Here is a 26,267-nt window from a genome sequence, read left to right on the forward strand (position 1 = left end):
TCCATATCAAAACACCCCACTGGACTGTTTGACACCCACAAATCTTTCTAATTTTTTCTTCTACTAGTATAACAAAAAAAGGGAAGAAGGCAAACTTCCCTGTTTAGTCATTTTCTTGATTTTCTTCCCAGTCGTGGTAGGCTGCGTAGAGTTGACTTTTATTCCACTGGTAGTATTTCGCAACTTCCTTAATGGCTTGATTTTTCTTCATACCTTGCTGGATGCGGGCTTGGATTTCTAAGAACAAGTCCTCCTCGTCTTTTTCCTCCACATCCTGACTGGCACCTTCAACGATGAGAAGGCATTCGCCCTTGAGTGGCGTTTCAGCTATGCTTTCCAGCAATTCAGAAATGGTACCTCTTTGGTATTCTTCATAGATTTTGGTCAATTCCCTAACCAAAACGACCGAGCGGTCACCATAGACTTCTAGCATATTTTCTAACGTATCTGCAACACGATGGGGAGATTCATAGAAAATCTGAGTTTCAGGATAATCTTTTTTCGAGTCGAAAAATTGCTTTTGCTGGCCTGATTTTCTCGGTAAAAAGCCGTAAAAGATATGTGGCTGTGGCGCTAAACCACTGGCAATTAAAGCAGAAATTCCTGCAGAGGCACCCGGAACTGTGACAACTGCAATCTCTTCCTCAATAGCTACCTTGACCAAATCATGACCAGGGTCTGAGATGCTAGGCAAACCCGCGTCGGATACCTGAGCAATGCTTTGTCCTGCTTTCAGGAAACCAATCAAATCAGGAATTTTTTCCTTGGCATTGTGCTCATGAAAACTGATTTGCTTGGTAGAAATGTCAAAATACTTGAGCAATAGACCTGTATTGCGCGTGTCCTCAGCAGCAATCCAGTCCACTTCTTTCAAGGTCTGAATAGCTCGAAATGTCATATCATCTAGATTGCCAATCGGCGTTGCCACTAGATACAGCTTGCCATAGGGAGACTGCCCCTTAAAACTTTTTTGAATCTGCATGCCTACTCCCTGTACAACAACTCGTCACAGAACATACATTCCTCGTCCTGCTCTCGACGTTGTCCATAAAAATCATTACATACGTGAAAACCATCTTTATAAATTCGACGGACACTTTCACGAACATGCTTGGCCTTGACAGGAGCGTCTGCTTCCACCTCACCCAAGCGTTCGCGCAACTTACTATTTTCCAAACGAAGAGCTGTATTTTCCTCTACCAGGCTCTTGAGATTTTTCTTGATGGCTTCCACATCGGCCAAGGTTACTAGTAACTGTTGGGAAAAATCGTCCAGCGCGTCAAATAATTCTTTTTTGTCCATAAAACAGCCCTTTCCTTTCTTTATCATTCATTTTTGAGTTTATATTTCTTTCAAAGCCAGATATTCCATGGCATTTTGAAAGCTGACATTAGCCTGCCACATTTTTCTAGCTTCTAGCAAATCTTGTAGAATTACCCGAACTCTTGCTTGTAGTATATCTTGTCCACAGAGAACTTCAAGAATCCGTAAAACCTGATCTTGTTTTTCCTTATCATCTGCCAAGCTAGCTAGTTTGGCAACTTGCAAATAACTTTCTTTTTTCTTAGCTACTAACCAAGTCAGCAGGCGTTCACTTTCATCGACCAATGTCCAAAAACTTGCCTGATTAACCAACTTTTCTGCTTCTGCTTGCGATTGACTAAACTGAGCTAAAAAAGTCGCTTTTTTCTTAACCAACCCCATTTGTTCTAAGAGCAAGATGAGCTTTTCTTCTTGCTTTTTAAAGTGGAAAATCTGGGTCCGACTTCGGATGGTCGGTAAAATCTTTTCTTCATCGCTTGTCAAGAAGAAAATATAAACCTCACTCTGCGGTTCTTCGATGACCTTGAGCAGAGAATTGGCTGCATTAGGATGCATTTTCTCAGCTTGCTCGATAATAAAGACCTGTTGTTGGCTTTCAATCCCTGCTTGAGAAAACTGCCCCACCAATTCCCGAATCCGTTCTGTCTTAATGACCTGATTGACTGGCTTAATCAAGGTGACATCGGGAAACTCTCCCTGTTCAATCAGCTTGCAATTTCGACATTTCTCACATGGTAAAACACCTACTTTATCTGTACAAAAGAGGCTCTTAGCTAAAAATTGAGCCATTTCCAAGCTTCCAAAGAAACCTGAAAAGAGGTAGGCATGATTGAGCTGGTCTTGTTCTAGGACACGGACAAAGCGGTCAAACTGATCTGGTTGCCAAGCCTTTAGTTGATCTTGTTTCATTTAATCAAGCCCATTCTCTCAAACAAGATATCCTTGGTAGTTTCCACAACTTGCTCTAAAGGGAGACTAGCATCAATCTTGACAATGCGATTTCCTTCTTTATCCAGAAGAGAAAGATAGCCTTTACGGACTTTTTTATGCAAGTCCAATCCTTCCAAGTCCAAACGATTGACCTCACGATTGCTATTAGCAGCAATGCGAGCCAGTCCCTCTTCCACCTCGATGTCAAAATAGAGTGTCAAATCGGGTTTGAGGCCATCTGTCGCAAACTGATTGAGCCAGTCAATGGCGTCAATATTCAAGCCACGACCAAATCCCTGATAGGCAACAGAACTATCGATGAAACGGTCCATAATGACCAACTTACCAGCTTCAAGGGCTGGAAGAACTTTTTCCACCAAATGCTGTCTGCGACTGGCAATATAAAGAAGTAACTCTGTCTTCGCATCCATCTGAGTATGACTTGGGTCCAAAATCACTTCCCGAATCTTCTCCCCAATCAAGACTCCGCCAGGTTCACGGGTCGTCAGCACCTCTACTCCTTTTTCCTCTAAAATTGGTAGCAGAGTCTCTAAAACACTGGTCTTTCCTGCTCCCTCTGGTCCCTCAAGAGAGACTAAAAATCCTTTTGACATGTCTAACTCATTTCTTTTTTACTACTTCTATTCTATCAAAAAATAGGGGTTTGTGACAATCTTTTTTGTCTTCTCATTTAATACTCAATGAAAATCAAAGAGCAAACTAGGAAGCTAGCCGCAGGTTGCTCAAAACACTGTTTTGAGGTTGCAGATGGAATCTGACGCAGTTTGAAGAGATTTTCGAAGAGTATCAGCCACCATAAAAGAGGCAGACAAAACTACCTCTTATTTACCTAATTCTTGTGTTCGTTTGTAGGCTTGACCAACTGCCTCCATGACCGTTCCTCTAAAAGCATGCGCTTCTAAGCTCGCTACACCAGCAATAGTCGAACCTCCTGGGCTGCAGACTTGGTCTTTCAATACTCCAGGATGCTCTTGGCTTTCTAGGACCAATTGACCAGCTCCTACCACTGTTTGAGCCGCCATTTTCAATGCTGTCTCTCGTGGCAATCCAGTCTGAACACCTGCATCTGCCAAGGCCTCAATAAAGAGATAGACAAAGGCCGGCCCACAACCTGCAAGACCTGTCGCCGCGTCGATTAAGCCTTCCCCAAGTTCAACCAAGAGGCCAGCCTTGCTTAAAAGCTGACAAAATAGCTCACTGTCCTCAGCCCTGCAATTAGGAGACAAGGCATAACTAATCACTCCTTGCCCGATAGAAGCAGGGGTATTCGGCATCATACGAATAATTCGGTGTTGACTTGGCAGAAGATTAGCGAGTTTTTCCAAAGTCAATCCAGCTGCCATCGAAATCAAAAGAAGACTCCCTCGTTTTTCAAGAATGGTCTGATATTGAGAAAGCAAGTCTGAGAACTGAGCTGGCTTAACACCTAGAAAAATCACATCTGCTTCTGCAAAGATTTCTTCATTGCTAGAAGCTTGACCGCCAAAGTCGGCAATGAAAGCATCCACCTTGGCTTGACTGCGATTGGCAAGGAGAAGGTCATCACCCGTCTTGGCCTGCAAAACAGCCTTGGCCAAGCTAGCTCCCATATTTCCCAAACCAATAAATCCAATCTTCATTTTTTACTCCCTTATCTGTCCGTCACCAGTAACCACATACTTGTAGCTGGTCAATTCTTTCAAGCCCATTGGACCACGCGCGTGCAGTTTTTGAGTAGAAATTCCCATTTCACAACCCAGACCAAATTGGCCACCATCGGTGAAACGCGTTGAGGCATTGACATAGACTGCTGCAGAGTCTACTTGATCTGTAAAGTAAGCTGCAACTTCAGCATTCTCCGTCACAATGGCATCCGAATGATGGGTACTGTGGGTTTCAATATGAGCAACTGCTTCTTCTAAACTGCTCACAACCTTAACAGCTAGTACATAGTCTAAAAACTCGGTGTCAAAGTCTTGGGCCTCAGCTACTCGACCTGAAACAAACTGACTTGCTGTGCTATCTACACGGAATTGAATTGGCTCCAGTCCAGCTTCCTTGCGCTCTGCAACTAGAACTTGCTCCAAGCGAGGAAGGAAGCTTGCTGCTTTGTCTTCATGAACAAGTAGAACCTCCATGGCATTGCAGACAGAAGGACGACTAGTTTTGGCATTGTTGATGATAGACAGTGCCTTGTCCTCATCTGCGTCCTTATTGACATAAACATGGACAATCCCAGTTCCTGTCTCGATAACTGGTACAATAGCATTTTCAACCACTGCATTGATCAAACCAGCCCCTCCACGAGGAATGAGCAGGTCTAGATAGCCCTTGGCCTTCATCATAGCATAGCTACTTTCACGGCTGGTATCTTCCACTAGTTGAATCACATCTGGATGAATGGTCGTTGTCTCCAAACCCTTCTTCAAGGCTGTGACAATGGCATGGGCCGTTTGATAGGCATCCTTACCACTACGAAGAACAACTGCATTTCCACTTTTAAGAGCCAAAGCAGCCGCATCAGACGTCACATTTGGACGGCTTTCATAGATTATACCAATAACTCCCATAGCTACACGTTTCTTGGTGATAACCAAGCCATTTTCAAGCTGACTTGTTTCCAAAACTTCACCGATTGGATCTGGTAAAGCAACCACTTCACGAATCCCGGTTGCCATTGCTTCTATACGACTTGCATCCAAATAAAGACGATCCAGCATTACATCTGAGATTTTACCCTTAGCAGCTTCCATATCAAGGGCATTGGCTGCTAAAATTTCCTCAGTAGCTGCTAATAAGTGATCAGCCATGGCTAGCAAGGCTTGGTTTTTCACCTCTTCACTAGCTGTGTTAATCGATTTTTTAACAGCCTGTACCTGTTCAAATTGTTCTTGTGTACTTACCATAATTTACCTCTAAAATTCTGTAAAGAGTAGTTGGATTTCAGGAGTAATGGAAATCCAATCGTCACGGTGAATCAAGACACCTTTGGCTTTTTGAGAACGCAACATATCCTCCAAAGCAGATGCTCCAAATTGCACGCGTCCTTTTCCAAGTGATTTTCCACTTTCCTTGTCAAATACTGTCACAATATCACCGTAAGAAAAGGCCCCTTCTGCGTCAACTACACCAGATAAGAGAAGACTCTTTCCATGTTGGGAGAGAGCTTCTGCAGCCCCTTTATCAACCCAAATAGAACCCTGACTCTGAGCATAGAATGCAAGCCATTGTTTCTGGGTACGAAGTCCCTTCTCTTGCGCAACAAAGTAAGAACCATCCTTGGTCTCCTCAGCCGCCTCAATCATAGCATCTGCCTTCAAGGATGAGCAGATATAAACAGGAACTCCTGATTCTGTCGCAATAGTTGCAGCCTTGATTTTGGTTAGCATGCCCCCAGTTCCATTTGACGAGCCAGCTCCACCAGCCATATCAATAATCTCACGATTGATGGTCTCGATTTTCTCCAAGTGTTTGGCTTTTGGATCTGAATTAGGATTTCCAGTATAGAGACCGTCCACATCTGTCAAGAGGACTAAAAGGTCTGCTTGGACCATGGCCGCTACCTGGGCACTAAGAGTGTCATTGTCCCCAACCTTGAGCTCATCAATAACGACACTGTCATTCTCGTTGATGATAGGAATTGCCCCACGACTAAGTAGAACTGACAAAGCCTGATGGGCATTTTTATAACGGCGCTTATCCACAAAGTCATCCTGGGTCAGCAAGATTTGTGCAGAAACGATTTGGCGCAAGAGAAGGTTGGTCGTGTATTCTTCCAACAAAAGCCCTTGTCCTACCGCTGCTGAGGCCTGTTTATCAGCAATCTTAGTCGGACGCTTTTTAAATCCTAAGGCTCCAAAACCAGCAGCAATGGCACCCGACGACACCAAAATCAACTCATGACCAGCTTCGTGCAACATAGCCAATTGCTGGGTAATAGCCTTTACCTTACTACGTGATAAACTTCCATCCTCATTCGTCAGAGAAGAAGTCCCCACCTTAAAGACAATCCGTTTGAATTTCATAGTCTCACTCCGATTCTTCATATTTATCCATTATAACATGAATGGCAGGAAATAGAAAAGAGTTGATAGGAAAAAGAAGGCCCTAAAACCTTCTTTTTTACTGCTGTTCTGATTCCGATTTATTTGCACTTGTTTCAGTGCTTTGTGAAGTTGAAGAAGTCAAATCTTGACTAGTTGAAGAACTTGTAATACTTTCGTGTTGACTCGTTTCTTTATTTTCAAGATCTTTTTTCACTACTTCATTGGATTCTTTTATTTCTGAGTTACTTGTATCTCTAGTTGTAGCAGATTTCTCTACCGGAACATCCACTAACCAGGCACCACTTGAATCAACAGTATAGCCTTCTGGTGTCTTACCGTTCACAAGTAATTGACCATTTTCTTTCAAGAAGTACCATTTATCCTTGTCTTTAATCCAACCAACAGCTCGTGAACCGTCTTCCTTATAGAAATACCAATCATTTGCCTTTTTAAGCCAGCCTTGCTTCATAGCTCCTGATTCTTCTAGATAGTAATGATGACCAGAAACTTCTATCTCGCCTGTCTTCATGGTACCAGTAGAATCCATATAGTACCAGGTTTCTTTATCTTTTACCCAGCCCGTTTTCATTTCCCCTGATTGAGCAAAATAGTACCATTGTCCATCAATCTTACGCCATCCTGTTATCATATCCCCATCATTTGATAGATAATAGGTCTGACCGCCAGTATTAAGCCAACCAGTCTCCATCTGATTTTCTTTGTTGAAATAATACCAGCTTCCATTGATTTTCTTCCAATTTTTAGCAGATGCACCAGAGTCTGTCAAATAGAACCAACGATTGTTCCATTTTTTCCATTGATTCTGTAACAAGATACCCGTTTGGTTGAAGTAATACCATTCACCCTTGATTTCATTCCAACCAACTGCATATTCTCCTGTAGAGTCAGGCGCTTGATACCACCAGTTTCCATAAGCACTCTTATGCCAACCAGCTTGAAAACTTGGAATCTGCTTGTAAGAAGTTGAAATATTGACAAAACCATCTTGTCGAATATCAAAAACTGTCGCATCATAGTCTTTGCTGGCTGCGTTAATTCTCTCAATTCCTCGTTCTTTGAGCCAATTGACATACTCACTATCAACACCATTTTTCCAAGGTAAACTATCCGAAGTTTGAACAATCAAACTCGGACTCAAATTTTTAATGAAATCCTTGGTGTTTGATTTATTGGTATCATAGTGATGATTAAACTTCATCAAATCAACTTTTCCAATGAGAGGACCATACTTGTCTTCTGCTCCATGAGCATTATCCAAATCTCCTCCGAGGTAAATTTTCTTACCATTGACTTTCACTACACTAATCAAAGAATTAGAATTGTCATCCCAAATTTTCTTTAATTCACCTGATGAATCAGTTTCATTTTCATAGTTATAGAGTTGAATATCCATGTCCCCAAACTGAAAATGAGCATCTCCTTGTGTAATGTTTTGAATAACTGAAACACCTTTTTCTGCAGAAGTCTGTAAAACCTTATCATAGCCATACAGATTATCCCATAGATGAGTTGGTGTTGTAATCCGACTATCAGAGTATTTTTTCATGTAGATACGACCAACTGGATAGGTTTGCAGTAACTCATCAACGTTTCCAATATGGTCACTATGGGTATGGGTTACCAAAATAAAATCAAGTTTTTGGACACCCAATTCCTTTAAATGTCGCGAAACACGATCTGTCAGAACATGCTTATAAGATGTTTCAATTCCTTCTCTCCATGGGTAACGAGAATCACTTCCATCTGGGAAATCATAATCTTCTCCTGTATCCACCATGGCAAAATGTCCATTACTTTCAAGAATGATCGCATCACTGCCACCTTCCTGAACATTTATAAAGTGGATTTTATTTCCTGAACTTTCTTGAGCTTGAACATTCCCATGAAATGACAAGCATAAAAAAGCACCTGCAAGTGCTAAACTAGTTAATTTCTTTTTCATTCTTACTTTCTCAATCTCTCCAATGTTTCCTTAAAAATCTCTGGGATATCTGCTGTAAATTCCATGGTCTCACCTGTTCTCGGATGGGTAAAGCCTAGAGTCTTGGCATGGAGAAATTGTCCATGTCCTTTCAAAGTCTTGCGAGGACCATAGACCTCATCACCAGCGACTGGATGGCCAATATAAGCCATGTGAACACGGATTTGATGAGTGCGTCCTGTCTCTAGCTGCAACTCTACCAAGCTGTAATCACCAAAACGTTCCAAGACGTGGAAACGGGTCACTGCAGGCTTCCCTTTAGCAGTCACAGCCTGTTTCTTACGGTCTTTTTCACTACGGCCAATCGGAGCTTCAATCACACCACGATCATTAGGCAGATTTCCATGAACAATAGCCCAATATTTTCGGAGAGACTTTTTATCCTTGAGTTCTTGGGCAAGTGCTAGATGCGCCTCATCGTTTTTAGCAATCATGAGAAGGCCAGACGTATCCTTATCAATACGATGAACAATTCCTGGGCGTAGAACCCCATTGATACCCGACAAGTCCTTAATATGATACATAAGGGCATTTACTAGAGTTCCACTAGTATGACCAGCACTCGGATGCACCACCATCCCCTGAGGTTTGTTAACGACGGCCACATCCTCATCTTGGTAGATGATATCTAGCGGAAGATTCTCAGCCACATACTCTAAGACCTCCGGCTCTGGTACATGGTAAGTGACGATATCACCCTCTTGAACTGTGTATTTAGCTTTCTTGACTTGACCATTAACCAAGACCTGTCCTGATTTGATTTGTTCATTCGCGAGACTACGTGATAATTCTGTCAAATCCGACAAAGCCTTATCTAAACGCAGGCCACCAGTTTCAATTTTAATTTCCATTTATTTCCTCTTTTAGCATTGCAATCAATAAAATAATCACTCCAACAGTCAGATAGCTATCTGCCACATTGAAAATTGCAAAATTGATAAAGTCCAAGTGAAACATATCCACAACAAAGCCCTGACTTACCCTGTCAATAAAGTTTCCAAGACCACCTGCGATAATCAAGGTCAAACCCAAGACCATCCAGAATGAGTCCTCCATGTGTTTATGTAGATACCAAATGGCACCTACCACGACAACCAGGGTAATGACAGCGAATAACAACTGCTGATCTTGTAAGATAGAAAAGGCTGCACCTCGATTTTGCAGGTAGGTCAAACTAACGAAATTGGGAATCCAAGAGCGTACTTCACCCAGTGGAATCTGCTGGACGATATAGGATTTTACCAACTGATCAAGCCCAATCAAAAGTAGTACAATGACTGCCACTATTCCTCTTTTTTTCATGATTTCCTCTTCTGATTAAAATATTCTTGCATGACTTCTACAAAGAGAGTCCCAGCTTGACTCAGCTCCACTTCTTCACGTTTAACATAGACCATGCGATTATCTAGGTTATCCTTGAGACGAATGACTGTAATCCCATTGACACTGTCACTATCTAAAAATCCGGAACCTGTTGCATAAGCGTCCGTCCGCTCCAAAATACCATTCAAAGTAGCACGGTCTGTCACATTGAACATCTGCGAGCTCGCACTGGTATCAACAAAGTTCTCTGAATAATAAAGGTACTCGTCTTTTTCTTGAGTGAAACGAACCGTTGGTAGATCAGCTAAATCCTCCATAACCAATTCCTCTTTCTGAGCCAAAGGATGCCCCTCGCGGAGATAAATGTGGGTATGGAAGGAAATCAATTCAATGACCTCCAGACCTAGCTTTTCAACCCGTTGCATAATACCTTTTTTATTTTGATTGTTGAGGTAGATAATCCCGATCTCACTATGCCCTTGCGCTACTTCATCTAAAATTTGAACAGTAGTTGATTCAAAAATACGAAAGTTCTTATAATCAGGATAGCGCTCTGAAAAGGCCGTAATGGTTGGTGGCAAGAAGTCATAGTGCTGACTAGCAATGGAAAATTCATCCTTTTCTTCCTCAGGATTGGCATACTGATTTTGAAAAATATCAAATCCTTTAACCAATTCTTGCGCTTTTTCATAAAATTCCATACCACGACGAGTCAAGAAAGTCCCTGAGCTGGTCCGACGGAAAATCTTAAAGCCCAACTCTTTTTCCAAATCACGAACAGAAATAGACAGACTCGGCTGACTAACATACATCTTTTCAGCAGCTTCACGAAAAGTACCGCTATTCGCAATAGCCACAACATAGCGTAATTGTTGAATGTTCATCTTCTACCCCCAACTTCTTTATCTTTTCATTATACCATATTTTAGAAGTTTTCCAAAAAGGAAAAAAGTCTGGAAATTTTCAAGTCTAAGCGAATACTCTAATACCCCAATACAAGAATTAGAATGATATCTTTTTTCAGTCCTCATTTTATTTCAAACAAATAAAAACAGCAAATCTTGTTGATTTACCGTTTAAAACATGATACAAGAAAACTCTCTAAAAATTTCTTTTATTCTATAAATCAACTAGAATAAGCTTCTTCAACCCTATTCGCTATATCTGGACTTACCTCCCAAATCCCAACATAGGGTTGCTCAATATACTGTTTTTCTTTCATAGTATATAGATAGGCTACACTATCATTTTCTTCATTCTGATGAGTGAATTTGATAATGATGTAATCTTTAACATTTGTCGGTTGATCATTGAAACTCTCCAAAGTTGTAGATTTGGACTGTTTCTGTATCTCCTCAATCAATTTTGAGATTTCTTCTCTCTTGGTTATAGTTTTAATATCTTCAGAGATTGTTTTCTGCAGGGAAATTACAGAGATCGTTTCAGGTTCAGGAAGAATAAGTTTTTTGTTACTAACGCAAGCAGATAAAACAAGAAAAGAGATTGAACAGACTATCATTATGATAATTTTTTCATATAGGCTCACTCCTTTCCATATTCCTGCTTTCCTACTTAGATACAGTTATAATATCAAACCTTAGTAATTTTTAGAATATCTTATTCTCTTATAAATTTCATGACTCTAAAAGCTCTACATTCAACTATTTTTTCATTATAAAATAGAGTAACCGACAAGTTCGCTTCGCACATTGGTTTTTAAAATATGGGTATCATCGTGGGTATCAAAACAAAAAAAGAGGCTCTCCGAAAACTCGGAAAGCCTTATTTAATGCTACTTCTAGCTTCCTCACCTTTAGATTTCAAGGCTCGGGATAAAAAGGTTCACTGGACCTTTTTATTTAGCGATTGGGTAAACAGAAACTTGTTTTTTATCGCGTCCTTTACGTTCAAAGCGTACTACGCCTTCAACTTTAGCGAACAAAGTATCGTCTCCACCACGTCCAACGTTTACACCTGGGTAGATGTGTGTACCACGTTGACGGTAAAGGATTGATCCACCTGTTACAGTTTGTCCGTCAGCTGCTTTAGCTCCAAGACGTTTTGCTTGTGAATCACGTCCGTTTGATGTAGAACCTCCACCTTTTTTGTGGGCGAAAAGTTGCAAGTTGTTAAGAGTCATTTTTAACATAATGTTTTCCTCCGTGTTAGTTTTCTGTGATAACTCTGGTTTGGACGAACTCAGAAGAGTTCTCCGATAAGTTTGCCATACCTAAGAAAAATGATTCAAAGAATAACTGGGTCATTTCTCTCTGGTGTGAAGGGAGATCTTTTGGAATTTCAACCATCAGATAGCCACCTTCATCTTCGTTTAATTCTAGGATTGGTTCATAGCCTGCAAATTTCTCAATAGAATTGATAAAGTTAATGGCAAGCGTAGAAACCGATGCACACACGACATCTAAGCCGTATTCGCCACTCTCGGCGTGTCCAGTAATTTCCGCACTCCTCAGCTCGCCATCTTCGGCTCTCTCAAAGACTGCCTGTATCATGTGTTCTCCTTAAAATTAAGCGTTGATTGCGTTGATGACAACTTTTGTATATGGTTGACGGTGACCTTGTTTACGGTGGCTACCTTTTTTAGGTTTGTACTTGTAAGTAACAACTTTCTTTTGTTTTCCTTGTTTTTCAACAGTTCCAACTACAGTAGCTCCAGCAACAAGTGGAGTTCCGACAACAGTGTTTTCACCACCAACAAGAACAACTTCGTTAAAAGTAACTTCTTGACCAGCTTCAACGTTCAATTTTTCAACGTAAACTGCTTGACCAACTTCAACTTTAACTTGTTTTCCGCCAGTTTTGATAATTGCGTATGTGCTCATTATGCACCTCCTATGATTTTTATGGGTTTCCCCTAATTTTTTGTGAAGACTCGCCTAGCATCGTGGGACGAACCACTTAAACTTGAATAATCAGCAACGATGTTCGTGCGGTTGCACAGGATCGTGCATAGTCAACTCTTCAAGTATAGCATATCTCCTATTTTCTTACAAGTAATAACACCTAAAATGAAGCTTTTTCTTTTACTTTTTTCTGCCAAGATGCAAAAAGCATGCTGAGGTAAAAAATACTCATCATAATAGGAACACCAAGAATGGTCTTTTCATGATAGAAAATCGTCAAATAGGCTGAAAAGACAACACCAAGGACAAAACTACTAAGCAGGCTTACAAAGATAATCCCTTCACGCAAAAAAGGAGTGTGCTTAGTTCGGAAATAATCTCCAAAAGCCAGCATGGTCCGTTTGATGTTCCCTGTCATAAATGCATTGTTATAAGCAATACCCGATACTTCTCCAAAAGCGGTTGTCACCAACCCCATACAGAAGGCCAAGGGTGGCACCAGATAGATATTATCTACAGTCTGCGGCACAAAACCGATAACTATTGATAAGATTGCCAAAGGAATCAGTGACAAAATTGGTTTTTTCACAATTCGCAATTTTTCCTTATAAACTGTTAGTAAAAAGACCCCCATCATAAAAGCTAGCAAGGTCATTACTTTAGCACTCGCATCTGACACATTATGTTGAATAAGTCCCACTGAAAGAAATACGACATTCCCAGTTTGTCCAGCTACAAGAGTATTCCCTCGCACAATAAACGTATAGGCATCTACATATCCTGCACAAAACGTCAAAAAAAGCGCTAGCCTCTTAGACTGACGTGATATTTTTCTTATAGGTAATAACCTCATTTTCCCTCCCATTTCATTTACTCATCTCATTATTGTACCACTTTCTTTGGAAAAGACCTAGTAGCTTATTTGAAATTTTTTCCCCTCTGTTGGATAGTCCTGTCTATCTATGTTATAATGAAAGAAGGATTTGAAATTGGAAAAGGAGTAACTATGCTTAAATTAGGTGTCATCGGAACAGGGGCTATCAGTCACCACTTCATAGAAGCAGCCCATATCAGTGGAGAATACCAGCTGGTCGCAGTCTATTCTAGAAAACTAGAAACTGCGGCAACCTTTGCTTCTCGCTATCAGAATATCCAACTCTTTGATCAATTAGAGGACTTCTTCAAGAGCTCCTTTGATGTAGTCTATATTGCTAGCCCAAACTCCTTGCATTTTGCTCAGGCAAAAGCTGCCTTGACTGCTGGTAAACACGTCATTCATGAAAAGCCAGCTGTCACTCAACCACAAGAATGGCTGAATTTGATTCAAACAGCTGAGAAAAATAATTGTTTTATCTTTGAAGCAGCTCGTAATTATCACGAGAAAGCTTTCACTACTATCAAAAACTTTTTGGCAGACAAGCAAATCTTAGGAGCTGATTTCAATTATGCCAAGTATTCTTCCAAAATGCCAGATTTGTTGGCTGGGAAGACACCTAATGTCTTTTCAGACAGTTTTGCTGGTGGAGCCCTTATGGACTTGGGGATTTATCCCCTCTATGCTGCCGTTCGTCTTTTTGGAAAAGCTAATGACGCGACTTACCAGGCTCAACAGCTTGAAAACAGTATTGATTTAAATGGAGACGGTATCCTCTTCTACCCTGACTTTCAAGTCCACATCAAGGCTGGGAAAAACATTACTTCCATTCTTCCTTGTGAGATTTACACAGCAGATGGAACCTTGACCCTAAACACGATTGAGCATATTTGCTCAGCTATTTTTAGCGACCACCAAGGAAATCAAGTCCATCTTCCTATCCAACAGGCTCCTCATACGATGACTGAGGAAGTCGCTGCATTTGCACAGATGATTCAGCAACCAGACCAGACACTCTACCAGACTTGGCTGGACGATGCAAGCTCTGTTCATGACCTACTATATACCATGCGCCAGACTGCTGGCATTAGATTTGAGGCAGAAAAATGAAAACCAAACTACCGACTGAATGGCAAGAACTGAGCGACCAACTCGGTTTCCAAGAATTTACCCCCATTCAAACTCAACTATTTGAGCCTATCCTTGCAGGAGAAAACCTACTGGGAGTTAGCCCAACAGGAACAGGCAAGACCCTCGCTTACCTCCTACCAAGCCTTCTCAGACTACAAAAGAAAAAAGTGCAGCAACTATTGATTCTAGCACCAAATACGGAGCTTGCTGGACAGATTTTTGACGTATGTAAAACGTGGGCAGAAGCTATCGGTTTGACAGCCCAACTCTTTCTATCAGGTTCAAGTCAGAAACGCCAGATTGAACGACTCAAAAAAGGACCAGAAATTCTGATTGGAACCCCTGGCCGTATCTTTGAACTGATTAAATTGAAAAAAATCAAGATGATGAATGTGGAAACCATCATCCTGGATGAATTCGACCAATTACTAGATGATTCTCAGATACACTTTGTCGAGAAAATTACTCACTACGCACCTCGTGACCACCAACTTGTCTATATGAGTGCGACAACCAAGTTTGACCAAAAGAAGATTGCGCCTAACACACGTACCATTAATCTCTCTGACCAAAAATTGGACAACATCCAGCACTTCTACATGCAGGTAGATCAACGTCACCGAGTGGATATGCTACGAAAACTGGCTCATGTAGAGGATTTCCGAGGTCTTGTCTTCTTTAACAGCCTATCAGACCTTGGAAGTGCAGAAGAAAAACTACAGTATCGGGATATCTTGGCTGTTTCCCTCGCTAGTGATGTCAATGTCAAGTTCAGAAAAGTCATCTTAGAAAAGTTTAAAGACAAGCAACTAACCCTACTTCTCGCAACAGACCTTCTGGCTCGTGGAATTGATATCGATAGCCTCGAATGTGTCGTAAACTTTGATGTTCCTAGAGATAGCGAAACCTACACTCACCGTGCTGGCCGTACTGGTCGTATGGGCAAGGAAGGTTACGTTATCACTCTCGTCACTCATCCAGAAGAAATCAAAAAACTTAAGAAGTTTGCAAGTGTACGAGAAATTGTCCTAAAAAATCAAGAACTCTATGTAAAATAAAGCCCTCATTGAGGCTGGGCAAAAAGTCTTTAAAATCAAAAACGCATAATATCAGGTATTGAACCTTGATATTATGCGTTTTATTGTGGGAAATTTTACTTCATTTTCTCCTAAAATTGAGTTTTTATCTAGCCTCTTTTTTGTAAAACTACATAAGATTCGTAGTAAAAAAACTCTCCAACTATTTTATTATACCATATAAATTAATAAATAAATAAATAGACTTGTTTTTTTATTTTTTTGACGTATACTAATAATAGAAAACGCTTAAAATTAAATAAAAGGAGATTTTATGAGGAAAGTAAATAAGGACATTTTATTCTTAACCGGAATCATAGTTTTATGTTTTGGTTTTTTATTATTTCACATCAACCCCTATTATGCTGGACCCGATGAGACACTGAAAGGAAGAATAAATTTATTCTTTTGGCAGCTATATTGGAGACCTATAGGAACTCTCAGTATCCTTTCGGGTTGCATTATGACTTTCAAAGGATTGAAAAAATAATCTTTTGATCATGAAGAATAGACATTTTTTTATGATTAAATTGAAATTATTGTTTTTCTCTGTTCTATCAAATCTATTTTTCTTAGTCACAACATCTACGGTTTTTGCTGATGTCTATCCTTGCACAAATTATGAAATTGTATCTAATCGTGTTGTAAAAGATATCAACACAGGAGAGTTATTGTCATTTTATACGACTGAACTTAGAGACGCCTATTTAGAGTCTAAATCTACGTATCAGACTCGTTCTAATGCAACTGGTGTTGCAGACTATAGAACTAGCTCCTCTCACTCTTATAAGAGCAGCGCTACATCAGGATCTCTAAGTTCAACTGCTTATGGTGGAAAAGCTGGAGCTACCCTAACTTTAAGTGCAGCTGTTAGCTTTTCTGCTCCTGAGTCTGGATTTTGACTTAGTTTAAATCACTCAGTATCCCATAACGTACCACCCTACACTTATGGTTACATCAGGCTAAAAGCATCTTACATAGTAAATGTTCGTAAACTAGAAGTTAGATACTTAGGAACTAACAAATGGGTTCCAGCTGGTGAAACCTCTACTATATCGAATGTTAGTGTTTGGAGCGAACTAGTCACTTGAAAATAACTTATTAGATGGATCTGGACTTTATCAGGTCTATCTTTTTATTTTTTTAAAAAAAGAACCTTGCAAAGCAAGATTCTTTTAGTGTCTGACTTAAATAATTGTTCTTCTGGGAACTAAATCGAATTAAGCTTCGATTTCTGTAACCATACCTGAACCAACAGTACGTCCACCCTCACGGATAGAGAATGTAGTACCTTGTTCTACGGCGATTGGGTGGATCAACTCAACGTCGATTGTCACGTTATCACCAGGCATTACCATTTCAGTACCTGCTGGAAGTTCGATTGAACCTGTAACGTCAGTAGTACGGAAGTAGAATTGTGGACGGTAGTTGTTGAAGAATGGAGTGTGACGTCCACCTTCTTCTTTAGTAAGGATGTAAACTTCACCTTTGAATTTAGTGTGTGGGTTGATTGAACCTGGTTTAGCGATAACTTGTCCACGTTCGATTTCGTCACGTTGAACACCACGAAGAAGTACACCTACGTTATCTCCGGCAAGACCTTCATCAAGTTGTTTACGGAACATTTCAACACCAGTAACGACTGCTTTTTGAGTTTCTTCTTTGATACCAACGATTTCGATTTCGTCGTTGACTTTAACGATACCACGGTCGATACGTCCTGAAGCAACTGTACCACGTCCAGTGATTGAGAATACGTCTTCGACTGGAAGAAGCAATGGTTTGTCAGTGTCACGTTCTGGTTCTGGGATGTACTCATCAACTGTGTTCATCAATTCCATAACGATGTCTTCGTATTTAGTGTCACCTTCAAGGGCTTTAAGAGCTGAACCTTGGATAACTGGAAGATCGTCACCTGGGAAGTCGTATTCTGACAATAGGTCACGGATTTCCATTTCAACCAATTCAAGCAATTCTTCGTCGTCAACCAAGTCAACTTTGTTCATGAAGACGATAAGGTGTTTAACACCAACCTGACGTGAAAGAAGGATGTGCTCACGAGTTTGTGGCATTGGTCCGTCAGTTGAAGCTACTACAAGGATAGCTCCGTCCATTTGAGCGGCACCAGTGATCATGTTTTTAACGTAGTCCGCGTGTCCTGGAGCGTCGATGTGAGCGTAGTGACGTTTTTCAGTTTCGTACTCAACGTGCGCAGTGTTGATTGTGATACCGCGTTCGCGTTCTTCTGGAGCAGCATCGATAGACGCATAGTCTTTAGGTTGGTTAACTGATGAAGGCAAGCGACGTGCCAAAACAGTTGTGATAGCTGCTGTCAAAGTAGTTTTACCGTGGTCAACGTGTCCGATAGTACCAATGTTAACGTGTGGTTTACTACGATCGTATTTTTCTTTTGCCATTTGAGTAAAAGCCTCCAATAAAATATATTTTATAGATAGACAGTAGGCAATACAGTCTAACTTTCCTTACTATTTTATCAAATTTCAGCTAAATTGCAAGTGTTTTACAAAGTTTTTGTGAATTATTCTTAATCTGCTAATCTAAACGGTAATTCTACTCCTATCACTTCTTTAATGAAAAAGAAAAATCAGGAATTTCCTGACTTTTACTTAGCTAATTCTCTTTCTCGTTCTTTCATTATTTTATGATTTTCATACAAGCGTGATAAAAACTTAGAAATTTCTTTTAAGATAGAATAGGTTGGTACTGCGACAATCATACCAATGACACCATAGATATTACTTGATAACAAAAGTAATACTAAAATCGTAATTGGATGAACCTTCATCACACCACCAACGATTCGAGGGTAAAGAATATTTCCATCCACTTGTTGAATAATCAGCATATAAACAACTGCAATCAGCATTCTATGAGGATCAGTAAAGACATTAGCGATAATCATCGGAATCAAACCAATACTTGGGCCTACATAAGGAATGAGATTGGCTAATCCTGAAAAGATAGCGAAGACCAAAGCGTATTTCAAACCGATTACGCTATATCCGATAAAGGCCAAACAACCAATAATAATCGCATCAATAGCAACTCCACTAATATATCGAGCAATTGTAGTATTCAAATTTTTTAAAAGACCTGTAATATGCAACTTGTCTCGCTTTAAAACAGTACGTTCAAGCATCGGCAAGAACTTGTGACCATCTAACAAAAAATAAATTAAAAATACAGGGGTCATGATAATAATCAAAACAGTACTAAAGAGCGCAGATAGGACACTTCCAACACTATTCGTTACACTATTTAGGATATTCTGTAGAATATCTACATAGGAGAGATTTAACTGTTGAATCGTCGCTTGAATATCTAAATTTTGAAAGGCTGGATAAGTAGATAAATCCACAATCAAATCTTGCAAACGACTATGACTTGTTGCAATCAAACTTGTCAGCTGATTAATCAAAATCGGTAAGAGATAGACTACCCCAATAACTAGCCCCCAAACCAAGGCGCACAAGGTTAGTAGAATACCAATGATACGGTTAATTTTGAAATACTTTTGTAAAAAATTTACAATAGGATTGGTCAAATAATATAAAAAGCCACCTAAAAGAAAGGGAATCATTATAGTGTTTGCAACGCTTACAAAAGGTGTAATAATCGCTCCCATCTCTCTCCATAAATAAAAGATAATGGTTAATAGTAAAATCTCACTGGTCCAAAAAAATAATTTATTCTTACGAAACATGAGGTACCTCCATTCATCTATTTTACCACACTTTCAAAAAAGCTTCTTTCTTATATCATGAAACTGGGAATATTTTTTTCTTTATGATAGAATAAACTTACTATGAAAAAAATAATTTTAACTCTTTTAAGCCTTTCCGTTATTGGCTCAGCATCTACTGTTGCTGCTCAAGATTTTAATATTGCTGCTAAACATGCAATTGCCGTTGAGGCGAATACTGGTAAAATTCTCTATGAAAAAGATGCAACCCAACCTGTCGAAATTGCTTCCATCACAAAATTGATTACGGTCTATCTTGTCTATGAAGCCTTGGAAAATGGAAGTATTACACTATCTACCCCAGTAGATATTTCTGACTATCCTTACAAATTAACAACTAATTCTGAAGCAAGTAATGTTCCTATGGAGGCTCGTAATTACACCGTCGAACAACTACTTGAAGCAACATTAGTATCTAGTGCTAACAGTGCAGCTATTGCCTTAGCAGAGAAAATTGCTGGCTCAGAAAAAGACTTCGTCGATATGATGCGGGCAAAACTCTTGGAATGGGGAATTCAGGATGCTACTGTTGTCAATACGACGGGTCTGAACAATGAGACTCTAGGGGATAACATTTACCCGGGCTCTAAAAAAGATGATGAAAATAAACTCAGTGCATATGATGTCGCTATCGTTGCTCGCAACCTCATCAAAAAATACCCACAAGTCTTGGAAATCACTAAAAAACCTTCATCTACTTTTGCTGGGATGACAATCACTTCTACCAACTACATGTTAGAGGGTATGCCTGCTTATCGCGGTGGTTTTGATGGCCTTAAGACAGGAACAACAGACAAGGCTGGAGAATCTTTTGTTGGTACTACTGTTGAAAAAGGGATGAGGGTTATCACAGTTGTTTTGAATGCAGACCATCAGGACAATAATCCTTACGCTCGCTTCACAGCTACATCCTCACTAATGGATTATATTTCTTCTACATTCACGCTTCGCAAAATCGTTCAAAAAGGCGATGCCTACCAAGATAGCAAAGCACCTGTACAAGATGGAAAAGAAGATACGGTCACTGCCGTTGCCAAAGATGATATCTCTCTAATTGAACGTGTTGGAAGTCAATCTTCCCAATCTGTTCAATTCACTCCTGATTCTAAAGCAATCCCAGCACCACTTGAAGCCGGAACAGTGGTTGGACATTTGACTTATGAAGACAAGGACTTGATTGGTCAAGGTTACATTACCACAGAACGCCCTAGTTTCGAAATGGTAGCAGAAAAGAAAGTTGAAAAAGCTTTCTTCTTAAAAGTTTGGTGGAATCAGTTTATCCGATTTATCAACGAAAAATTATAAAAAAAAATCGCGATTTAAACCGCGATTTTTTGTTAGAAGTTCATCTTCAAAGTTCTTGACCTTGGGTAAATCTAAAATCAAATTTTACCCAACTGATCCTTCCATTTCGTAGCTGATCAAGCGGTTCAGCTCAACTGCATATTCCATTGGAAGTTCTTTTGTAAAGGGTTCTACAAATCCCATTACAATCATCTCAGTTGCTTCAGATTCTGACAATCCACGGCTCATGAGGTAATAGAGTTGCTCTTCTGAAATCTTAGATACCTTAGCTTCGTGTTCCAAAGCGACTTGTGAGTTGTGAATTTCGTTAAACGGAATGGTATCTGATGCTGACAAGTCATCCATGATAATGGTATCACACTCGATGTGAGAAACAGATTTCTTAGAGTTCTTATTAAAAGTTACCTGTCCACGGTAGTCAACCTTTCCTCCGCCTTTAGCGATGGATTTAGACACAATAGACGAGCTGGTATGTGGAGCATTGTGGATCATCTTGGCACCAGTGTCCTGGTGTTGCCCTGCATTGGCAAAGGCAATAGAGAGCATGGTACCACGCGCCCCTTCTCCATCTAGGTAAACAGATGGGTATTTCATGGTTGTTTTAGCACCCAAGTTACCATCAATCCACTCAACAGTGGCATCCTTTTGAGCTTTAGCACGTTTGGTTACCAAGTTATAGACGTTATCAGACCAGTTTTGGATAGTCGTATAACGCATATAAGCTCCATCCAAGGCAAAGATTTCTACGATGGCAGCGTGCAAGCTGTTACTTGAATAAGTTGGCGCTGTACATCCTTCTACATAATGGACACTTGCTCCCTCATCAACGATAATCAAGGTACGTTCAAACTGACCTGTATTCTCGTTGTTGATACGGAAGTAAGTTTGAAGAGGAATATCTACCTTGACCCCTTTTGGTACGTAGATAAAGGTTCCACCAGACCATACTGCTGAGTTAAGGGCAGCCAATTTGTTATCTGTTGGCGGTACCAACTTAGCAAAGTATTGTTTAAACAAGTCTGGGTATTCCTTGAGGGCAGAATCCGTATCTGTAAAGATAATCCCCAACTTCTGGAACTCTTCCTTCATGTTGTGGTAAACCACTTCTGACTCATACTGGGCAGAGGCACCTGCTAGATAGGCACGCTCAGCTTCCGGAATCCCGATACGTTCAAAGGTTTCTTTAATTTTTTCAGGAACTTCATCCCATGAACGAGCTGGTTTGTCAGATGGTTTTTGGTAGTAGATCAAGTCATCAAAATCAATCTCTGACAAGTCTGCTCCCCAAGTTTGCATGGGCATTTTCTTGAAGGTTTCATAAGACTTCAAACGGAATTCTAGCATCCACTCAGGTTCTCCCTTAGCAGCTGATAGTTCACGAATGACATCTTCATTCAATCCTTTTCCTGTCGATAGGACAGGCTCTACATCATCATGGAAACCAAATTTATATTCACCAAGGTCAATTGGTTTTGGTTCTACTCTTTCTTCAGCCATAATATCCTTTCTTTCATTCTTCATTTCTACTGATTCATAAGACAAAAGAAACTTGTCTTACTGATTTTCTTGATTTTCAATTGTTTTCTTCAGGGCGTTCCAAGCTAGGGTTGCACACTTGATTCGTTGAGGAAATTTGGCAACACCTGATAAGAAAGCTGCATCGCCTAGTTGGTCTTGGCGTTCATCTTTTTGCCCTTGAACCATTTCAGAAAAAATAGTTGCAAGTTCTAATATTTCTTGTTTGGTTTTTCCTAAAACTGCGTCCGTCATCATACTAGCAGATGCTGTAGAGATGGTGCAACCTGAATTTAGAAAAGCGATATCCTCCAAACGGTCATCTACATCAAACTTGACAGAGAGATTGATGACATCTCCACAGGTCGGATTGTTGAGACTGATTTGCTCAGCGTCTTCCAACTTCCCTTGGTGATGTGGATTTTTCGAATGGTCCGCTACCACTGCCATATAAAGGCTATCTAGTTTAGAAAGTGCCATTGAAAAACTCCTTTGTCTTTTGTAAGGCATCGACTAGCTTGTCGCAATCTGCCTTGGTATTGTAGATATAAAAACTTGCACGAGCTGTAGCTGGGACATCCAAATACTGGAGCAAGGGTTGAGCGCAATGGTGACCCGCACGAACAGCCACTCCTTCATAATCCAAAGCAGTCGCAAGGTCGTGCGGATGAAGGTCACCTAGGTTAAAGGCAATGACACCCGAACGTTGAGCCAAGTCCTGCGAACCGTAAATAGTCAATCCTTCAATCGCCTGCAGTTTTGGATAGACGTATGCGATCAATTCTTGTTCATGGGCTTCAATGGCATCCATACCAATCTTTTCAAGATAATCTACTGCCGCAGCAAGTCCGATTGCACCAGCCATATTAGGAGTTCCTGCCTCGAATTTCCAAGGCAATTCCTTCCAACTAGCAGATTGTTCATAAACGAAATCAATCATTTCGCCGCCAAATTCTACTGGTGACATTTGTTCCAGATACTTTTCTTTACCATAAAGAACACCGATACCAGTCGGACCAGCCATCTTGTGACCTGAAAAGGCAAAGAAGTCCACATCCAAGTCCTGGACATCAATCTTCATATGAGGAGTAGACTGAGCACCATCCACCACCATGATGGCTCCCACTTGGTGGGCCATTTGAGTGATTTCTTTGATTGGATTAACCACACCAAGAACATTGGAGGCGTGAGCTAGCGAAACAAACTTGACCTTGTCAGTCAATTTAGTTCGCAAATCATCCATATCCAGAGCTCCGTCCTTGAGATAAACATAGACAAGCTCTGCTCCAGTCTTGCGACAGGCCTCCTGCCAAGGAATGATGTTGGAATGATGTTCCATGACAGAAATCAAAACCTGGTCTCCCTCAGTCAAGACTTCCTCTGCAAAGTGTGCCACCCAGTTCAGACTGGTTGTCGTTCCTCTGGTAAAGAGAACTTCCTTTGTAGACCCTGCATTGATAAACTCACCAATAGTTTCACGAGCGGCTTCATAAGAAGCTGTCGCTCTTTCTGCCAAGGTATGAACGCCACGATGAACATTGGCATTGTCGTTCTCATAGTAGCGGTTAATCGTCTCCAGAACTGCTAGTGGTTTTTGTGTCGTCGCAGCATTGTCCAAATAAACCAATGGTTCATCATTAACAATCTGGTCTAAAATTGGAAAATCCTTGCGAATCACTTCTACATCTAACATAGGCTACCCCTTAGCGTTTTGACAATTTTTCTTCGATAGTTGCAATCATTTCATCACGAACTTCCTTGACTGGAATCTCAACGATAACAGATCCAAGGAAACCACGAACAACCAAGCGTTCTGCAGTTGCCTTATCCAAGCCACGGCTCATGAGGTAATACATATCTTCTGGATCTACCTGACCGATAGAAGCTGCGTGACCTGCAGTAACATCATTTTCGTCAATCAAAAGAATTGGATTGGCATCTGAACGCGCTTGGTCTGAAAGCATAAGAACACGACTTTCTTGTTGCGCATCTGCTCCCTTGGCACCCTTGATAATGTGACCAATACCATTGAAGGTCAAGGTTGCTTTTTCAAGAATAACCCCATGTTGAAGGATATTTCCGATTGAGTTGCAACCATAGTTAGTTACTCGGGTATCAATCCCTTGTACCTGACGGCCACTTGAAAGAGCTACAACCTTGAGATCTGCATGGCTACCATTTCCAATCAAGTCGCTATCAAAGTCAGCAACGACGTTTCCTTCGTTCATGACACCGATTGCCCAGTCAATGCTTGCATTGTTGCCTAATTTACCACGACGGCTAATGTAAGCAGTGACGTTTTCACCTAGACGGTCGATAGCCGCAAACTTCACTTGCGCACCAGAACGTGCAATCACTTCCACTGTGATATTGGCAGTTGCTTTGGCACTTCCTTCACCACGTGACTCTAAACGCTCCAAATAACTAATCTTAGAATTTTTACCAGCGATAATCATAATATGCTTGTTAAACGGCACATCGCTATCGCTGTCTTGATAGAAAATTCCTTCGATTGGTTCAGCAATTTCCACGTTATCAGGAATATAGAGAACAGCACCACTATTGAAATAAGCTGTATGGTAGGCTGCCAACTTGTCATCGTCATACTTAACAGATGCCATGAAGAATTCTTCGATCAGCTCTGGAATTTCTTCTAAAGCTGAATGGAAGTCTGTGAAGACAACACCCTGTTCAGCCAACTCAACTGGAGTTTGCTCAAAAACAGTTTGAGTTCCTACTTGTACCAACTTCAAGTGATTATCTAGAGCTGTGAAATCTGGAACATTTGCTGATGGCTCACTTTCTGTAATCGTTCCATCACCAAGATTCCAACGGTGGAATTTGACACGCTCAATAACTGGTAATTCCAAAGTCTCAATCTTATCAAAAGCTTTTTGACGGAGGTCAGCCAACCAGCTTGGTTCAGCGTGCATTTCTGAAAAAAGTTTAATATTTTCTTTAGTCATTTACTTCTCCTAAAAGATACGAGGGAATTACAATTCTTCCTTGTAGTCGTAGCCAAGTTCTTCAGCTAGTTTTGCGTATCCTTCACGTTCCAAACGCGCAGCCAATTCTGGACCACCTGAAAGGACAACACGACCTTCCATCATGACGTGTACCACATCAGGTGTGATGTAGTTCAAAAGACGTTGGTAGTGAGTGATAATCATAGCACCAAAGCCTTCACCACGCATGGCATTAACACCTTTAGAAACAACTTTAAGGGCATCAATATCAAGACCAGAGTCAATCTCATCCAAAAGGGCAAAAGTTGGTTCCAACATCAAAAGTTGAAGAATCTCATTACGTTTTTTCTCACCACCAGAGAAACCTTCGTTGAGGTAACGCTCAGCCATTTCTTCTTTCATGTTGAGCAATTCCATCTTTTCATCTAGCTTAGTGATGAACTCGCGAACTGAAATCTTCTCATCGTCTTCTTTACCAGCATTCATGGCTGCACGAAGAAACTCAGCGTTAGTAATACCAGGAATTTCTGATGGATATTGCATAGCAAGGAAAAGTCCCATACGCGCACGCTCGTCCACTTCCAACTCAAGGATGTTTACGCCATCAAACAAGACTTCACCTTTGGTAACTTCATAGTTTGGATTTCCCATGATAGCGGCAGAAAGAGTCGATTTACCAGTACCATTTGGTCCCATGATAGCGGCGATTTCTCCTGTTTTCAGGGTCAGGTTAACCCCTTTTAAAATTTCTTTTCCTTCAATCTCAACGTGAAGATCTTTGATCTCTAATACTGACATGATAGTTCCTTTCTTTTTCAAGGCCTTTACAGTGCTTACTGGAAACATACTTGATTTCCCTAGAAAATACGGTAAAAGGTCAATAAATATACTTTTATAGTATAACAAAAAAAAGCCTAAAAGGCTTTTATTTTGTCTAGAAGCTGAGGACTAGTCTTTTCCTTTTAAATGCTGGTCAATGACATCTACAATCTTGCCCATCAAGTAACTAACTCGGAAATTTCTAAAGAGCAAAATGGCCCAAAAGGCTGCCATAATATAACGACCAGTCATCCAAGCTTCATTGAAAAAATAGGTCTCAGCAGCTGTAAACAGCGCAATGATAATAAATTGTTGTCTATTCATAAACTTATT

General features: G+C 40.5%; 28 protein-coding genes, 1 pseudogene and 1 other annotated feature. Of the genes and pseudogenes, 5 read left to right on the forward strand and 24 right to left on the reverse strand.

Annotation, left to right across the window (positions count from 1 at the left end; all coding sequences use genetic code 11):
* Positions 1-103 precede the first annotated feature (103 nt).
* The 11 genes from rsmI to OCF95_RS01980 all read right to left on the reverse strand — a co-directional run bounded on the left by rsmI (position 104) and on the right by OCF95_RS01980 (position 10,508).
* Positions 104-982, reverse strand: a complete 879-nt coding sequence (gene rsmI / locus OCF95_RS01930) for a 16S rRNA (cytidine(1402)-2'-O)-methyltransferase (protein ID WP_153193259.1) — start codon at positions 980-982, stop codon at positions 104-106.
* Between the two features lie 2 nt (positions 983-984).
* Positions 985-1,302, reverse strand: coding sequence for a DNA replication initiation control protein YabA (yabA, locus tag OCF95_RS01935; protein ID WP_000358227.1), 318 nt, complete (start codon positions 1,300-1,302; stop codon positions 985-987).
* A 39-nt stretch (positions 1,303-1,341) separates the two neighbouring features.
* The gene (locus tag OCF95_RS01940) at positions 1,342-2,232 is read right to left on the reverse strand and encodes a DNA polymerase III subunit delta' (RefSeq protein WP_153193256.1); all 891 of its coding nucleotides are present in this window, start codon (positions 2,230-2,232) and stop codon (positions 1,342-1,344) included.
* On the reverse strand, positions 2,229-2,867 hold the full coding sequence (tmk, locus tag OCF95_RS01945) for a dTMP kinase (protein WP_261104785.1): 639 nt from the start codon (positions 2,865-2,867) through the stop codon (positions 2,229-2,231). Before tmk ends, OCF95_RS01940 begins: the two co-directional genes overlap by 4 nt.
* A 228-nt stretch (positions 2,868-3,095) precedes the next feature.
* Positions 3,096-3,893, reverse strand: coding sequence for a pyrroline-5-carboxylate reductase (proC, locus tag OCF95_RS01950; RefSeq protein WP_000689679.1), 798 nt, complete (start codon positions 3,891-3,893; stop codon positions 3,096-3,098).
* Positions 3,894-3,896: 3 nt separating this feature from the next.
* Positions 3,897-5,159 (reverse strand): glutamate-5-semialdehyde dehydrogenase, encoded by a 1,263-nt coding sequence (locus tag OCF95_RS01955; protein ID WP_261104793.1) that lies wholly within the window; start codon positions 5,157-5,159, stop codon positions 3,897-3,899.
* Between the two features lie 9 nt (positions 5,160-5,168).
* Complete coding sequence (gene proB / locus OCF95_RS01960) at positions 5,169-6,278, reverse strand: glutamate 5-kinase (protein WP_261104796.1); 1,110 nt, start codon at positions 6,276-6,278, stop codon at positions 5,169-5,171.
* Between the two features lie 97 nt (positions 6,279-6,375).
* Entirely contained in the window at positions 6,376-8,262 is a 1,887-nt protein-coding gene (gene cbpE / locus OCF95_RS01965) for a phosphorylcholine esterase CbpE (RefSeq protein WP_070527304.1), read from the reverse strand.
* A 2-nt stretch (positions 8,263-8,264) separates the two neighbouring features.
* Complete coding sequence (locus OCF95_RS01970; RefSeq protein WP_000403207.1) at positions 8,265-9,152, reverse strand: RluA family pseudouridine synthase; 888 nt, start codon at positions 9,150-9,152, stop codon at positions 8,265-8,267.
* Positions 9,142-9,603, reverse strand: coding sequence for a signal peptidase II (lspA, locus tag OCF95_RS01975; RefSeq protein WP_000745686.1), 462 nt, complete (start codon positions 9,601-9,603; stop codon positions 9,142-9,144). Before lspA ends, OCF95_RS01970 begins: the two co-directional genes overlap by 11 nt.
* Positions 9,600-10,508, reverse strand: a complete 909-nt coding sequence (locus OCF95_RS01980; protein ID WP_001025697.1) for a LysR family transcriptional regulator — start codon at positions 10,506-10,508, stop codon at positions 9,600-9,602. Before OCF95_RS01980 ends, lspA begins: the two co-directional genes overlap by 4 nt.
* On the opposite strand from OCF95_RS01980, the pseudogene OCF95_RS01985 reads away from it, so the two are divergent.
* Positions 10,501-10,575 (forward strand): annotated as a pseudogene (locus OCF95_RS01985) (AraC family transcriptional regulator); the annotation flags it as partial. The gene OCF95_RS01980 and the pseudogene OCF95_RS01985 sit on opposite strands and share 8 nt — an antisense overlap.
* A 175-nt stretch (positions 10,576-10,750) precedes the next feature.
* Here the strand turns inward: OCF95_RS01985 and OCF95_RS01990 are convergent.
* From OCF95_RS01990 to OCF95_RS02010, 5 genes are all read right to left on the reverse strand, one after another.
* Entirely contained in the window at positions 10,751-11,170 is a 420-nt protein-coding gene (locus tag OCF95_RS01990) for a DUF5301 domain-containing protein (protein WP_169829637.1), read from the reverse strand.
* 309 nt (positions 11,171-11,479) lie between these two features.
* Complete coding sequence (gene rpmA / locus OCF95_RS01995) at positions 11,480-11,773, reverse strand: 50S ribosomal protein L27 (RefSeq protein WP_000916509.1); 294 nt, start codon at positions 11,771-11,773, stop codon at positions 11,480-11,482.
* 16 nt (positions 11,774-11,789) lie between these two features.
* On the reverse strand, positions 11,790-12,134 hold the full coding sequence (locus OCF95_RS02000) for a ribosomal-processing cysteine protease Prp (protein WP_000613699.1): 345 nt from the start codon (positions 12,132-12,134) through the stop codon (positions 11,790-11,792).
* A 15-nt stretch (positions 12,135-12,149) separates the two neighbouring features.
* Positions 12,150-12,464 carry a 50S ribosomal protein L21 gene (gene rplU, locus OCF95_RS02005; protein ID WP_000109141.1) on the reverse strand — a complete coding sequence of 105 codons (315 nt, stop codon included), beginning with the start codon at positions 12,462-12,464 and terminating at the stop codon, positions 12,150-12,152.
* Between the two features lie 36 nt (positions 12,465-12,500).
* Positions 12,501-12,587: a sequence feature (ribosomal protein L21 leader region), on the reverse strand.
* 58 nt (positions 12,588-12,645) lie between these two features.
* Positions 12,646-13,350 (reverse strand): YoaK family protein, encoded by a 705-nt coding sequence (locus tag OCF95_RS02010; RefSeq protein WP_084863230.1) that lies wholly within the window; start codon positions 13,348-13,350, stop codon positions 12,646-12,648.
* A 141-nt stretch (positions 13,351-13,491) separates the two neighbouring features.
* Between OCF95_RS02010 and OCF95_RS02015 the strand changes: the two genes are divergently transcribed.
* The 3 genes from OCF95_RS02015 (at position 13,492) to OCF95_RS02025 (ending at position 16,468) form a co-directional block, all read left to right on the forward strand.
* Positions 13,492-14,469, forward strand: a complete 978-nt coding sequence (locus tag OCF95_RS02015) for a Gfo/Idh/MocA family protein (RefSeq protein WP_261104799.1) — start codon at positions 13,492-13,494, stop codon at positions 14,467-14,469.
* Positions 14,466-15,548, forward strand: a complete 1,083-nt coding sequence (locus OCF95_RS02020) for a DEAD/DEAH box helicase (RefSeq protein ID WP_261104800.1) — start codon at positions 14,466-14,468, stop codon at positions 15,546-15,548. Before OCF95_RS02015 ends, OCF95_RS02020 begins: the two co-directional genes overlap by 4 nt.
* Positions 15,549-16,087: 539 nt before the next feature.
* The gene (locus OCF95_RS02025) at positions 16,088-16,468 is read left to right on the forward strand and encodes a hypothetical protein (protein ID WP_223330095.1); all 381 of its coding nucleotides are present in this window, start codon (positions 16,088-16,090) and stop codon (positions 16,466-16,468) included.
* A 318-nt stretch (positions 16,469-16,786) separates the two neighbouring features.
* Here OCF95_RS02025 and tuf read toward each other — a convergent pair whose 3' ends face one another.
* Both tuf and OCF95_RS02035 read right to left on the reverse strand, forming a co-directional pair.
* Positions 16,787-17,983, reverse strand: a complete 1,197-nt coding sequence (gene tuf / locus OCF95_RS02030) for an elongation factor Tu (protein ID WP_001040726.1) — start codon at positions 17,981-17,983, stop codon at positions 16,787-16,789.
* Positions 17,984-18,189: 206 nt separating this feature from the next.
* Positions 18,190-19,290: an AI-2E family transporter gene (locus OCF95_RS02035; protein WP_150922641.1), complete on the reverse strand. Its 1,101-nt coding sequence runs from the start codon at positions 19,288-19,290 to the stop codon at positions 18,190-18,192.
* Between the two features lie 102 nt (positions 19,291-19,392).
* Here OCF95_RS02035 and pbp3 point away from each other — a divergent pair, with 102 nt between their 5' ends.
* A complete protein-coding gene (gene pbp3 / locus OCF95_RS02040; protein WP_261069407.1) occupies positions 19,393-20,634 on the forward strand; it encodes a D-alanyl-D-alanine carboxypeptidase PBP3 in 1,242 nt (413 codons plus the stop codon).
* 84 nt (positions 20,635-20,718) lie between these two features.
* Here pbp3 and sufB read toward each other — a convergent pair whose 3' ends face one another.
* The 6 genes from sufB to OCF95_RS02070 form a co-directional block, all read right to left on the reverse strand.
* Positions 20,719-22,131, reverse strand: a complete 1,413-nt coding sequence (sufB, locus tag OCF95_RS02045) for a Fe-S cluster assembly protein SufB (RefSeq protein ID WP_000797054.1) — start codon at positions 22,129-22,131, stop codon at positions 20,719-20,721.
* 57 nt (positions 22,132-22,188) lie between these two features.
* Entirely contained in the window at positions 22,189-22,629 is a 441-nt protein-coding gene (gene sufU / locus OCF95_RS02050; protein WP_045611426.1) for a Fe-S cluster assembly sulfur transfer protein SufU, read from the reverse strand.
* Complete coding sequence (locus OCF95_RS02055) at positions 22,616-23,842, reverse strand: cysteine desulfurase (protein WP_261104802.1); 1,227 nt, start codon at positions 23,840-23,842, stop codon at positions 22,616-22,618. The genes sufU and OCF95_RS02055 overlap by 14 nt, the downstream gene beginning before the upstream one ends.
* 10 nt (positions 23,843-23,852) lie before the next feature.
* Positions 23,853-25,115 carry a Fe-S cluster assembly protein SufD gene (gene sufD, locus OCF95_RS02060; RefSeq protein ID WP_084888351.1) on the reverse strand — a complete coding sequence of 421 codons (1,263 nt, stop codon included), beginning with the start codon at positions 25,113-25,115 and terminating at the stop codon, positions 23,853-23,855.
* Between the two features lie 27 nt (positions 25,116-25,142).
* The gene (gene sufC / locus OCF95_RS02065; RefSeq protein ID WP_000114489.1) at positions 25,143-25,913 is read right to left on the reverse strand and encodes a Fe-S cluster assembly ATPase SufC; all 771 of its coding nucleotides are present in this window, start codon (positions 25,911-25,913) and stop codon (positions 25,143-25,145) included.
* 150 nt (positions 25,914-26,063) lie between these two features.
* Positions 26,064-26,258: a DUF3272 domain-containing protein gene (locus OCF95_RS02070; RefSeq protein WP_001081602.1), complete on the reverse strand. Its 195-nt coding sequence runs from the start codon at positions 26,256-26,258 to the stop codon at positions 26,064-26,066.
* Positions 26,259-26,267 lie beyond the last annotated feature (9 nt).

Origin of the sequence: Streptococcus mitis (assembly GCF_946188615.1) — a bacterium.
Lineage (GTDB): Bacteria > Bacillota > Bacilli > Lactobacillales > Streptococcaceae > Streptococcus > Streptococcus mitis_BZ.